This is a genomic window from Flavobacterium sp. KH_035, from assembly GCF_057839565.1.
The window spans coordinates 3,322,067-3,335,151 of sequence record NZ_CM174492.1 but is presented as its reverse complement, the minus strand read 5'-3'; the positions used below and the strand labels follow the sequence as shown (position 1 = coordinate 3,335,151).

General features: G+C 35.3%; 11 protein-coding genes. 2 read left to right on the top strand and 9 right to left on the bottom strand.

The genetic code is table 11. From position 1 onward, the window contains the following. Positions 1 to 2: 2 nt before the first annotated feature. The 5 genes from AC3IS6_RS13715 to AC3IS6_RS13695 form a co-directional block, all read right to left on the bottom strand. Positions 3 to 944 (bottom strand): cbb3-type cytochrome c oxidase N-terminal domain-containing protein, encoded by a 942-nt coding sequence (locus AC3IS6_RS13715; RefSeq protein WP_489160118.1) that lies wholly within the window; start codon positions 942 to 944, stop codon positions 3 to 5. Positions 945 to 946: 2 nt separating this feature from the next. Beyond that, positions 947 to 1,141, bottom strand: coding sequence for a CcoQ/FixQ family Cbb3-type cytochrome c oxidase assembly chaperone (locus AC3IS6_RS13710; RefSeq protein WP_026110175.1), 195 nt, complete (start codon positions 1,139 to 1,141; stop codon positions 947 to 949). 7 nt (positions 1,142 to 1,148) lie between these two features. Then, positions 1,149 to 3,335, bottom strand: coding sequence for a cytochrome-c oxidase, cbb3-type subunit I (gene ccoN, locus AC3IS6_RS13705; RefSeq protein ID WP_489160115.1), 2,187 nt, complete (start codon positions 3,333 to 3,335; stop codon positions 1,149 to 1,151). A 2-nt stretch (positions 3,336 to 3,337) separates the two neighbouring features. Then, positions 3,338 to 3,529 (bottom strand): cbb3-type cytochrome oxidase assembly protein CcoS, encoded by a 192-nt coding sequence (gene ccoS, locus AC3IS6_RS13700; RefSeq protein ID WP_263360439.1) that lies wholly within the window; start codon positions 3,527 to 3,529, stop codon positions 3,338 to 3,340. Between the two features lie 109 nt (positions 3,530 to 3,638). After that, complete coding sequence (locus tag AC3IS6_RS13695; protein ID WP_489160113.1) at positions 3,639 to 6,032, bottom strand: heavy metal translocating P-type ATPase; 2,394 nt, start codon at positions 6,030 to 6,032, stop codon at positions 3,639 to 3,641. 203 nt (positions 6,033 to 6,235) lie between these two features. Between AC3IS6_RS13695 and AC3IS6_RS13690 the strand changes: the two genes are divergently transcribed. Continuing rightward, positions 6,236 to 6,916, top strand: coding sequence for a Crp/Fnr family transcriptional regulator (locus AC3IS6_RS13690; RefSeq protein ID WP_489160111.1), 681 nt, complete (start codon positions 6,236 to 6,238; stop codon positions 6,914 to 6,916). Here AC3IS6_RS13690 and mazG read toward each other — a convergent pair whose 3' ends face one another. The 3 genes from mazG to def all read right to left on the bottom strand — a co-directional run bounded on the left by mazG (position 6,917) and on the right by def (position 9,032). After that, positions 6,917 to 7,687 carry a nucleoside triphosphate pyrophosphohydrolase gene (mazG, locus tag AC3IS6_RS13685; RefSeq protein WP_489160109.1) on the bottom strand — a complete coding sequence of 257 codons (771 nt, stop codon included), beginning with the start codon at positions 7,685 to 7,687 and terminating at the stop codon, positions 6,917 to 6,919. A gap of 198 nt (positions 7,688 to 7,885) precedes the next feature. Then, a complete protein-coding gene (locus tag AC3IS6_RS13680) occupies positions 7,886 to 8,371 on the bottom strand; it encodes a DUF5606 family protein (protein ID WP_070906719.1) in 486 nt (161 codons plus the stop codon). A 70-nt stretch (positions 8,372 to 8,441) separates the two neighbouring features. Continuing rightward, positions 8,442 to 9,032 carry a peptide deformylase gene (gene def / locus AC3IS6_RS13675; protein ID WP_173966721.1) on the bottom strand — a complete coding sequence of 197 codons (591 nt, stop codon included), beginning with the start codon at positions 9,030 to 9,032 and terminating at the stop codon, positions 8,442 to 8,444. A gap of 201 nt (positions 9,033 to 9,233) precedes the next feature. Here def and AC3IS6_RS13670 point away from each other — a divergent pair, with 201 nt between their 5' ends. Continuing rightward, positions 9,234 to 11,456 carry an FUSC family protein gene (locus AC3IS6_RS13670; RefSeq protein WP_489160106.1) on the top strand — a complete coding sequence of 741 codons (2,223 nt, stop codon included), beginning with the start codon at positions 9,234 to 9,236 and terminating at the stop codon, positions 11,454 to 11,456. A 38-nt stretch (positions 11,457 to 11,494) separates the two neighbouring features. Here the strand turns inward: AC3IS6_RS13670 and AC3IS6_RS13665 are convergent, their stop codons facing one another. Then, complete coding sequence (locus AC3IS6_RS13665; RefSeq protein WP_489160104.1) at positions 11,495 to 12,994, bottom strand: malate:quinone oxidoreductase; 1,500 nt, start codon at positions 12,992 to 12,994, stop codon at positions 11,495 to 11,497. Positions 12,995 to 13,085 lie beyond the last annotated feature (91 nt).

Sequence of the window (13,085 nt, the reverse complement as noted above, 5' to 3'; positions counted from 1 at the left end):
TATTATTTTTTAACTTCTGTACTATCTTTTGTTTTATCTGCTGTGTCGCCCTTTTTAGGAGCGCTTTGATCTACCCAAACTTCTCCTTCCGGTTCTTTTGGATCTTTTGGGTTACTGCCTTGCAAAGACAAGATGTAACTTGCAACTTTTTGAATTTCTTTGGGTTTCATACCGTTGGTTTTCCAGGAGACCATTCCCTTTCCGTCACGTCCTCCATTAGTAATGGTATGAAAAACCTCTTTAATACCACCGCCTAAAATCCAGTGATCATCCGTTAAGTTTGGTCCAATTTGTCCACCACCGTCTGCTCTGTGACAAGCTGCACAATTGGTCATAAAAATTTCTTTACCGGCAGCTAAACTTGCATCATCGGTTAACAACACCACTGTTTTTTCATCCATCAAATCAGGCGCTGTTTTAAGATATTCTTCTACATCTATTTTAGCCTGAGCCATTTCTTTTTTCAGCTCCGTTTCCTGATCGTCGCCACCAAAAATATCGTAACGTGCTACATAGATCACACCAAATACAATACAGATATAGAACAGGTATACCCACCAAGGCGGTAAATTATTATCTAACTCTTTAATGCCGTCATAATCATGATCCATCAACAAGTCACCTTCTTTTTCAATTGGTTCTGTTTGAGTAAGTTTATGCATCAACTCTTTGTACCAGGTACTTTCAGTCAAGCTTAAACTCTTTTCATGTTCCACTTTTGCTTTTTCTTCAGGCGACATTAATTGATACATTACTCTATTAACAGCGCTCAACGTTATTTCAATTGCAATCAGGATAAACAGAAAAACAAATAGAAAAACGGAAACCATCGGATACTTGATAAAAGCTGGTCTGTCACCCGAATCTATAAAGTATTCCATCAAAGCAAAGACAATGAAGAAAATCAATGGCACTCTTACATATACTGGGAAAAATCTTTTCATTTTTATTTATCTTTTGAAATTATAATAAGCCCTTCATCCAAAGGTATCGCACTCATCTCCTCAATTTTTTCTTTTTTATAGGAGAACACCCAAAAACCTAGGCCTACAAAGAAGAAAAAGAATATCAGTAGAGAAAGTATCGGGTAAATCTCTATACCCGAAATGTTCTCCATATTGTGTTTTATTTGCTCAAACATAATGCTGTTATTTAGAAGGTTGCTTTACTTTGATATCAGTTCCAAGTCTTTGTATGTAAGCAATTAAAGCGACAATTTCTCTCTCATTCATCGGAATGAATTTTTCACCTTTAGCAATTGCTTTTTTCTTACTGTCCTCATAACTTTTTACATAATCAGGATCGTTCTCAAGACTTTTTTCAATTCTCATTGCCTGCGCTCTTAATGTCTTAGGAGCATTTGCAATCTCTTCTTCGGTATAAGGAACACCAAGTGAAACCATTGCCTGCATTTTCTTCTGAGTCAAGGAAATATCCATCGCTTCATTATCAAACAACCATTTATAACCTGGCATGATTGAACCTGCTGAAGTACTTTGTGGATTCCACATATGGTTAAAATGCCAGTTGTCATTATATTTTCCTCCTACTCTTAACAAATCGGGACCCGTACGTTTTGATCCCCATAAAAACGGATGATCGTATACAAACTCTCCTGCTTTTGATTGTGGTCCGTAACGCTCTACTTCACTTCTGAAAGGGCGAACGGATTGTGAATGACATCCCACACAACCTTCTCTTATATATAAATCACGTCCTTCAAGTTCTAAAGGTGTATAAGGTTTCACACTTGTGATCGTCGGAATATTAGATTTAACCATGATAGTTGGTACAATCTGAATAACACCTCCGATTAAAATAGCGATCGTAGCCAAAATGGTTAACTGAATTGGTTTTCTCTCCAACCAGGTATGGAATTTCTCTCCATTAAGTCTTCCACTGCTAATTCTTTGTAAAGCCGGAGCTTGTGCCAATTCGTCCTCAATAGTCTGACCTGCTTTTACGGTCATAATAATATTGTAAACCAATGTCAGCATTCCTATTAAATACAAACTACCTCCAATGGCTCTCATCCAATACATTGGCATAATAGCAGTAACCGTTTCAAGGAAATTACCATAAACTAAAGTTCCATCCGGATTAAATTGTTTCCACATTGACGCTTGTTGAAAACCTGCCACATATAAGGGAATTGTATATATAATGATTCCTAAAGTTCCTATCCAAAAATGAAAGTTGGCCAATTTTTTAGAAAACAAATCCGATTTGGTCATTCTCGGAATCAACCAATAAATAATACCAAATGACATGAAACCATTCCAGGCTAAAGCCCCTACGTGTACGTGTGCAACGATCCAGTCTGTATAATGCGCAATAGCATTTACATTTTTAAGCGAAAGCATTGGCCCTTCAAATGTTGCCATTCCGTAACCGGTAATTGCTACTACAAAGAATTTCAAAACCGGCTCTTCACGAACTTTATCCCATGCTCCTCTTAATGTTAGAAGTCCGTTGATCATACCACCCCAAGACGGTGCAATAAGCATTACTGAGAAGGCAACTCCCAAATTCTGAGCCCAGTTTGGCAAAGCAGAATACAATAAGTGGTGAGGACCGGCCCAGATGTAAATAAAGATTAGGGACCAAAAGTGAATAATTGATAATCTATAAGAGTATACCGGACGATTGGCTACTTTTGGAACAAAGTAATACATTAATCCTAAAAATGGCGTGGTAAGGAAAAATGCAACTGCATTGTGGCCATACCACCATTGAACCAAAGCATCCTGAACCCCAGCGTAAACAGAGTAACTTTTGAAAGCTGAAACCGGAATCTCGATATTATTAAAAATGTGCAATACTGCAACTGTAACAAATGTTGCCAGATAAAACCAAATTGCTACATACAAATGACGTTCTCTACGACGCAACATAGTACCAATCATATTTATCCCCATTACGACCCAAATAAGTGCAATGGCAATATCAATTGGCCATTCCAACTCAGCATATTCCTTTGAAGAAGTATACCCTAAAGGCAATGTAATAGCTGCTGCAACAATAATAAGCTGCCAACCCCAAAAATGTAAATTACTCAAAAAGTCACTAAACATTCTTGCTTTTAACAAACGCTGCAGCGAATAATACATTCCTGCAAAAAAGGCATTTCCAACGAAGGCAAAAATAACCGCATTGGTGTGCAAAGGCCGTAATCGGCCGTAGCTAAGCCAGGAGATTCCATCTGTTATATTGGGAAAAAGGTACATCACCGCTAAGGTAAGCCCCACTAACATCCCCACTACCCCGAATAAGATAGTGGCGTAAATGAATTTTTTAACAATTTTGTTGTCGTAATAAAACTGTTCCATTTCCATAATTATACTTGTTTTTCTTTGATTGGTAAATTTTTCTTCTTGGGGGTAATTTTGGTCTCATCATCAAAAAGCATTCTGACTGAGGGCGTATAATCGTCATCGTATTGTCCTGATTTGACAGCTACGATAAAAGCAATAAAGAATCCAATTGCAACGAAAATACTTACTGAAATTAATAGATAAATAACACTCATACCTTAAGTTTATATTAACAAAATTACTCGGTTATTAGCTGGTAAAATATGATAATTATCATAGACGAGGTCCTATGTTAAATTTATAAAAAAATAACCTTTGAATTATTTATAATAATTTTAAATTACTCTTACTTAAATAGTTAGACATCAATGTTACAAAACTCACAATTGTAATCGTGCTCAAAGGCATAATAATAGCAGCTACCAAAGGCAGTAGGTTTCCTGTAATTGCGAAAAAAAGTCCTACAACATTGTACAGCAGTGACAAAACAAAACTCATTTTAATAATCATAATCGATTTGTGCGATAATTTTAAAAAATAACTCAGTCTTGAAAACTCGCTAGCATCTAATATAGCATCGCAGGCAGGTGAGAAAACATTAACATTCTCAGAGATAGAAATCCCTACGTTACTTTGTGCCAAGGCACCGGCATCGTTTAAACCGTCTCCAACCATCATTACATTACGACCTTCATCCTGTAATTTTTTGATAAACTCCAGCTTCTGCTCCGGCTTTTGATTAAAAATCAATTCTGTATTTTTTGGCAAAATAGCTTCAAGAGTAGCACGCTCTCCATCGTTATCTCCCGAAAGTACTTTTATCTGATATTCCTGACTCAATGTCGAAAAAAGTTCTTCCAAACCATCCCGATATTGATTCTGGAATGTAAATTTTCCGTAATAGACTTCATTGATTCTGATGTGAAGACCCGTTTTTTCAATTTCTGAGGATTCCGCAGCAGGGCTATCAACAAAGGCTGCTGATCCAATTTTAATAGTCGTGTTTTCTGCAGAAGCCTGAATTCCTTTACCGGTAATTTCTTGAAAATCAACAATTACAACTCTATTTTCTTCAGGCAAAAAGTCATATAACATGCGGCTCAAAGGGTGATTTGAAGCACGAAGGACATTTTTAATAAGTCTATAATCTTCTTTGGAAAGAGAGTTTCCCTCGTATACAATATTCGATTTCTTATTAGTCGTAATAGTTCCGGTTTTATCAAAAACAATTGTATCAACTTTGGCCAATTGCTCGATTACCAAAGCATTCTTTAAATACATTTTCTGCTTGCCCATGATTCGCAATATGTTACCAAACGTAAATGGTGCGGTAAGTGCTAATGCGCACGGACAGGCCACAATTAAGACAGCAGTAAAAACATTAAAAGCGGTATTTGCATCAATAGAAACCCAATAACCAAACCCCGCAAAAGCAATTAATAACAGTAAGGGTGTAAAATAACGGCTTATAGTATCTGTTATGGTTTTATGTTTTTGAAGCACCTTTTTCTGAAAGATCTCATTACTCCACAATTGTGTCAGATAACTTTGTGACACCGAATGCAACACTTCCATCTCGATCACTTTACCAATATGTTTTCCTCCCGCAAAAACTTTATCTCCGGATTTTTTAGTTATGGGGACTGCTTCTCCAGTTACAAAACTATAGTCGATCTCTGCTTTTTCGCTAATCAGAATCCCGTCAACAGGAATAAGCTCCTGATTTCGAATTAGAAGCCGGTTTCCTTTTAAAACATCGTAAACAGGAACACTTTCTTCCGATGCATCTGAATTGATTCTTGTAACCGCTATAGGGAAATAGGATTTAAAATCTCTTTCGAAACTTAAAAAACTATAGGTTTTAATCTGAAACATCTTTCCCAATAACATGAAGAAAACCAAACCTGTTAAGCTATCAAAGAAACCGGATCCATAATTCATCACAATATCAAAAGTACTACGGACAAACATTACAATAATTCCTAATGCAATTGGAATATCAATATTCAACATTCCCGATCTGATGCTTTTGTAAGCGGAAACATAATAACCACTAGCCGAATACAAGAAGCTGGGCAATGCCAGAATAAAAATCAGGATTCTGAAAAAGGGTTTATAGTTATCCAGCCAAAATTCCTTTATTTCGAAGTATTCAGGAAATGAAAGCAACATGATGTTTCCGAAGCAAAAAAAGGCAACACCTAATTTATAGGTCAGACTTCTGTCAACACTATTTTTCCCGGATTCGTAATTTTCTAAGCTTATATAAGGTTCATAACCTATAGAGCTAAGCATATAAACTATGGTTTTTAAAGAAACGATATCTGAATTAAAAGTAATTCGGACTCTTTTTTCAGGAAAGTTCACCTGAGAAAGACTTATTCCAGGCTGAATTCGATTTAAATTTTCGAGAATCCAAATACAAGAACTACAATGAATGTATGGAATGTTTAAGGAAGCAATTGCTGTATTTCCTTCCTGAAATTCCAATACTTTTGAAAGAATAGCTTCATTATCTAAAAAGTCGTACTTCCCTTTTATATCCTGTGGAGTAGCTCCCGGGGATTTTTCAAAATCGTAATAGCAGGTTAAATCGTGAAGACTAAAAATTTCGTAGACCGTTTTACAACCGGCACAACAAAACTTTTTTTCATCAAAATTGATTTCTTCATTTTTAGGAATGGTAAGCCCACAATGAAAACAACTTTGTTCACTCATAATTTGTTTTTTTTTGATACAACAAATATTCAAAATAAGAGGTGACTTTTAATATGACATTTATCATATTAGAAGGAAATCGGTTTCTAATTTAATGAAATAAATCTGTCAAATAACGATGTCAGATTTTTTATGTGTTTTTTCTGTCCGAAGACTAGCTGCGAAAGCGAATATTGGTTAATTTTGCAGTAAATATTTTTGCTATGAATAAATGTGACCAATGTATCGTAAGACAGCTTTCTTCTCTAAAAGCGCTTAATAAAGATGAAGTTGTGAAGTTGGCCAATAGCAAGACAACCTACACAATTAAAAAAGGCGAAGCTCTTTTTGAAGAAGGCGAAGTTACCAATGGCGTTTTTTGTGTAAAAGACGGAGTTGGAAAGCTCTCTAAATTAAGTGCCAACGGAAAAGATCAAATTGTAAAACTGGTAAAATCAGGGGAGCTTCTAGGTCAGCGTTCTATGATTAGCAATGAACCTGCTAACTTATCAGCCAAAGCGGTTGCTGATATGGAAGTTTGTTTTATTCCAAAAGCTGAAATTCTTCACTTTTTCAATAACAACAATCAGTTTTCTATGAACTTGATGCAGTCGGTTTGTGAAGATTTAAAAGAATCTGAAAACGATAAAATTGCATTGGTTCAAAAAACGGTAAAACAACGTTTAGCAGAAACTTTACTGCAATTACACAATGATTTTGGCGAAAACCCGGATAAAACCCTAAAAGTTCAGCTTACAAGAGAAGAACTAGCTGGTATTATTGGTACAGCCACAGAAAGCTGTATCCGATTATTATCTGATTTCAATAAGCTTAAATTAATTGAATTAGTAGGCAAAAAGATTAAACTTCAGGATATCAAAGCTTTAAAAAGACTGGCGGAGTAACTACAGTTTTTTAGCTTCATTCCAAAAAATGTCCATTTCAGACAAAGTCATGTCCATTAAAGGTTTCCCCATTTCACCTGCTTTACTTTCGAGATACTGAAAACGTTTGATAAATTTTTTATTGGTGCGCTCTAAAGCGTCTTCAGGATTTACATTTAAAAATCGAGCATAATTGATCATAGAGAATAAAACATCACCAAATTCGGCCTCTATTTTGTCCTGATCTCCGGCTTTTACTTCTATTTGCAATTCTTCCAGTTCTTCCTGTACTTTATCCCAAACCTGATGCGGTTCTTCCCAATCAAAACCTACTCCTTTTACTTTGTCCTGAATTCGGCTTGCTTTAACCAATGCAGGCAAACTTCTTGGAACTCCTTCCAAAACTGATTTTTTACCTTCTTTTAGCTTTAGCTTTTCCCAATTTTGCTTTACTTCTTCCTCATCTTTAACTTTGGTATCACTGTAGATATGAGGATGACGATGAATGAGTTTATCACAAATCTCATTACACACATCTGCCATGTCAAAATCGCTGGTTTCTGAGCCTATTTTCGCGTAAAAAACAATATGCAGCAACAAATCTCCTAATTCTTTCTTCACTTCATTTAAATCGTTGTCTAAAATAGCATCACCTAACTCATACGTTTCTTCAATGGTGAGATGTCTGAGCGTTTGCAAGGTTTGCTTTTTATCCCACGGACATTGCTCACGAAGTTCATCCATAATAATTAGTAATCTTTCGAAGGCTTGTAGCTGAAGTTCTTTGCTCATTTTTGAAATTTTATCCAGGTTGTGACGATTGTTTGTAAAAGTAAAAAATCCTGTCAAGAAAACATCTTAACAGGATTAATATATTTTTAAGTATTTAGGTTCTAAGATTCTGAGGTTCTAAGATCCTGAGCCTAACCATTTTTTAACAATCTAAAATGAACTTAGTCACTTAGAACCTTAAAAGAATGTTAAAAACTACTATTCTTCTTTTTTCGCTTTTGCTTTTTTAGGAGCAGCTGCTTTTTTTGGTTTTTCTTCAGCAACCGGAGCTTCTTCAACAGCTTCAACAGCAGCAGGAGCCAAATCTGTTACCAAACCTTTCGCCTGAAGGGTATTGTACCAGTTTAATACTTTTTTAATATCAGAAGGATAAACTCTCTCTTCGTCGTATTCAGGTAAAATTTCTTTAAAATAAGCCGATAATGTAGCATTATCTTCTTTATGAGAAATGGCTTGACCTTTATTTTCTTTAGTAGCAATACGCTGCATTACTTCTGTTAATGGTTTTTCGCCTTCGTAAGTATAAATTGAAATCTCTGATAATAAACTTACATTACTTTTTAAGTTTACTGTGATTTTTTTTCCATCTGCTAATGATTCTGCCACAAAACCTGTACGAGTTTGTACCTTCAATACATATAAACCTGGTTTCCCAGAAATGGCTAAAATTTTCTCTAAATTCATGTTTATTAAAATTAGTATTAAGAATTTGATTTATTATATTTCTTTGATTCTAAATTCATACTTTAGAATACTATCTTCCTTTTTTTGCAGCAAAAAATTTCATTCTGTATTCCTGAAATGTTTTGCCTTCTGTAATGTTTTTTAATTTTTTCTGGATCAGACGTTTCTTAAGGGACGAAATTTTATCTGTAAACAGAACTCCCTCAATATGGTCGTATTCATGCTGAATAACTCTTGCAATTAAACCATCAAAAACTTCGGTTTTCATTACAAAATCTTCCTCACAATATTCAATTGTCACGGTTGGTTTTCTGTAAACATCTTCGCGAACGTCCGGAATACTCAAACAACCTTCGTTAAAGCTCCACTCTTCTCCTTCTTCTTTCAAAATTTTAGCATTGATAAAAGTTTTTTTGAAACCTTTCAAATCTTCCTGCTCATTTAACGGCAAATCCTCATCATCACTAAAAGGAGTCGTATCAATAACAAACAAACGAATAGGCACACCTACCTGAGGCGCGGCAAGTCCAACTCCTAAAGCGTTGTACATGGTTTCATACATGTTTGCTATTGTTTCTTTTAAGTTTGGATAATCCGGCGTAATTACCTCACCCACTTTTCTTAAAACAGGATCACCATATCCTACAATTGGTAAAATCATTTGTAATATTTTAATGTATTATCTACTGAAAAACACTGAATTTAATTCCCTTAATTCAGCTGGCAAAAATAGTAAAAAATAGTCAATGAATAATTCGAAAGCTATATTATATATCATTTTTTGCAATCTCGCCAAAAACTCATCCATAATTATGCCAAATTAATTCGTACAATTCTTACCTTTGTTTGTAAACCTCAATATATGTTTGATCGTATCTCGAAATTTACCAACAGTACTTCTTTTTTAAATGCCTCAAAAGTAACTATTGCTTCAGTCGTTCCCGTCTTAATTTTAAACTTTCTTGGACACTTCGAAATAGGTTTCACCATTGCATTAGGCGCATTTTATACTTACCCAAGTGATATTCCGAGTTCTTTAAGCCATAAAATAAAAGGTCTTATCGTTGCTTCATTTATTGTTTCGGGAGTTAACTTATTAGTAAATCTTGCCTATCCCTATCCTTTTTTGTTTTATCCTTTTTTAGGCTTTTTACTGTTTTTATGTTCGATGATTTCAGTATATGGTCAGCGTGCTACTTTGGTTTCTTTCTCTGCTTTGTTATCGATTTCCTTATCATTTGGCCATTTGCATGAAGGCTGGGAAGCTTTCGAGTATTCCGGTTTTATTTTTATTGGGGGAATTCTGTACCTGATTGTGTCTCTTATATTTCATTTTGTACAGCCGTATAAATATGTCGAACTTCAAATCGCAGAGGGCATAAAACTAACAGCCAAATATTTAAAACTCAGAGGTGATTTATGGAATCCTGAAGCCAACAGAAAAGCCATCATCGAGAAACAATTAAACGTTCAGGTAGAATTAAACCTAATACATGAGGACTTAAGAAAGATGCTCATCGGGAATCAAAATACTTCAGGAGCTACAAGTCAAAACCGAAAGATGCTACTTGTTTTTATCACTCTGGTTGAGATTCAGGAACTAGCATTATATACTTCATTTGATCACGATAAACTGCATGAAAAATTTGCCGGACATCCCGAAGTGCTTCGAACTTATCAGAATGTGGCTTATAAACTAGCTTCTACTTTAAAAAAGCTTTCTAAAAATGTGCACAATATTAGCGTATACGTTGATAAGAATGACCTGAAAAATGAACTGGACGCTCTTGAGTTTGCCATTTTTGATTACGAAAAAACCTTAGGCAAAGAAGAAGCGGCTGAGGGTGTTTTGATGTTAACGAATATGTTGAAGTATGCTAAAAACCAGGTTGGAAAAATTAAAATCATCCAGCGTGCTTTTTCGCTTGCCATGCAGTCCTATAAATTAAAAGACAAGGATAAGGAGCTGGAAAAATTTCTTACCCCTCAATACTACCCGTTGCGCACTTTGATAGAGAATTTATCTTATTCTTCTTCGATTTTTAGACATTCAATAAGACTGACTACGACTATTTTAATTGGTTTTGTGATTGGAAAATTCCTACCGTTTCAAAACGTCTATTGGATTTTACTAACTATTGTTGTGATCATGCGCCCGGGTTACGGTTTAACGAAAGAACGATCTTATAATCGAATTTTCGGTACTATTTTAGGCGGATTATTAGCTTTCGGAATCGTTTCTTTGGTTCAAAACCATGTTGTATTAAGCATCTTCTCTATTGTTTGTATGCTTCTTGGTATTTCGTTTACACAAATTAACTATAAGATAAGCGCCACTTTCGTTACAATGTATGTCGTTTTTATTTATGGTATTTTAACCCCGGATGTAGTTAAAGTAATTCAGTTTCGAATTCTGGATTCACTTGCAGGAGCTATTTTAGCGTTTTTAGCCAATCAGTTTTTATGGCCTGCCTGGGAATTTATCAATACTCCAATACACATTGAAAATTCAATCCGTGCGAATCGAAATTACCTGAAAGAGATTGCCGATTTCTACAATAAAAAAGGAGAGGTTCCCACCTCGTACCGATTGTCCCGAAAAAATGCTTTTGTTGAGGTAGGCAATCTGATGACTTCTTTTCAACGTATGATGCAGGAACCCAAATCGAAACAAAAAACACTCCCATTAGTCAATAAGCTGGTGGTCTTAAACCATTCGATATTATCAGCTCTCGCTTCTTTATCAACTTATATTCAGTCCCATCAAACCACTTCTGCTTCAGAATCTTTTAATTACATTATAAAAACGATTCTTTCTAACCTTGATCATGCTATCGCAGTTTTAAGAAATGAAACGATCGTAAACGATACTTACTTTGACAAGGAAGATGTGACTTTACAATTTGAAGAGCTCAAACGCGTCAATTTTAAACGCCTGGCCGATGATGATGACTTAGATAAAGAAACACGACAAGCTAAAATGCAGGAAGCTCAGATGGTAATCGAGCAATTGATCTGGATGAGCAATCTGGCAGAAAAGATTTTAAAAATTACAAAGGAATTTAAAGCAACAAATCCAGATTAATTCATCTGGATTTGTTTTTTTTATTGTAAGATCTGAACTTAACTATTTTTTAGTTTTAAAACTTCAGATGTATGTTTTCTAAGTTCTGCTAAAAGCTCCGGTTTATCATTTAAAGTCTGACCGTAAGAAGGGATCATGTTTTTCATCTTTGCTTGCCATTCCGGTGTTTTAATCTGATTGGTAAAACATCTGCTGATTAGATCAACCATGATACCAACAGCTGTCGACGCTCCTGGAGAAGCTCCAAGTAATACTGCCAGAGTTCCATCATGTGTGTTGATTACTTCTGTACCAAACTCTAAAACTCCACCTTCTTTTTCATCTTTTTTAATCACCTGAACTCGTTGTCCGGCTCTTTCCAATTTCCAGTCTTTAGAACGTGCTGTTGGCAAATATTCACGCAATGCTTTCATCCTGTCTTTTGGAGACTGACGAACCTGCTCAATCAAATACTTCGTTAGAGGAATGTTATGATATCCTGCAGACAACATTGGAATTAAGTTGTTCGGTTTTATAGATAATGGCAAATCTAAGTAAGAACCATTTTTCAGGAAACGGGTTGAAAATCCTGCAAACGGACCAAAAAGCAATGCTTTTTCGCCATCAATTACTCGGGTATCAATATGCGGTACAGACATTGGAGGTGCTCCAACACTTGCTTTTCCGTAAACTTTTGCCTGATGTTTGGCAATTACTTCAGGATTGGTACATTTTAACCATTGTCCGCTCACTGGAAAACCTCCGTAGCCATTTCCTTCCGGAACATTTGCTTTTTCTAACAAAGGTAACGAACCTCCACCTGCTCCGATAAATACAAATTTGGTATAGGCTTTTCTCACATTACCGGTAGCTAGATCGGTAATTTTAATACGCCATGATTTATCTTCACGTTGCTTTAATTTTTTAACTTCATGATTAAAATGCAAAGAAACACCATCAAGTTTACCTAAATAATTGAACATGCTTCTGGTTAAAGCTCCAAAATTCACATCAGTACCAATTTCCATATGGGTAGCAGCCAAATTTTCATTAGCATCTCTGCCTTCCATCACAAGCGGCATCCATTTTTTTAATTGCTCAAAATCAGAACTAAATTCCATTTGAGAAAAAATCGGATTGTTCTGTAATGCTTCAAATCTCTTTTTAAGATACTCCACATTTTTTTCTCCCCATACAAAACTCATGTGAGGAACACTTTTTATAAAATTATCAGGAGATGGTACTTTCTTCTCTTCTACTAAATAAGACCAGAATTGGCGTGAGATCTCAAAAGATTCTGCTATACTTATTGCTTTTTTGGGATCAATACTTCCGTCAGCCTTTTCGGGAGTGTAATTTAGTTCACAGAAGGCAGAGTGTCCTGTTCCTGCATTATTCCAGGCATCTGAGCTTTCGGCAGCAGCAACATCTAATCTTTCGTAAATTTCAATTTTTATATCAGGTTGTAATTCTTTCAAAATTACTCCAAGAGTGGCACTCATAATTCCCGCTCCAATGAGTACTACTTCACTATTAGAACGTATTGTTTCGTCAGACATAACAGTATTGTTTTTAAAGTGCAAAGGTACTTTTTATAATTGCAAAAAAAAACTAAAATTGCATCATAAAAGTTATGTTTTTCTAAAAAAT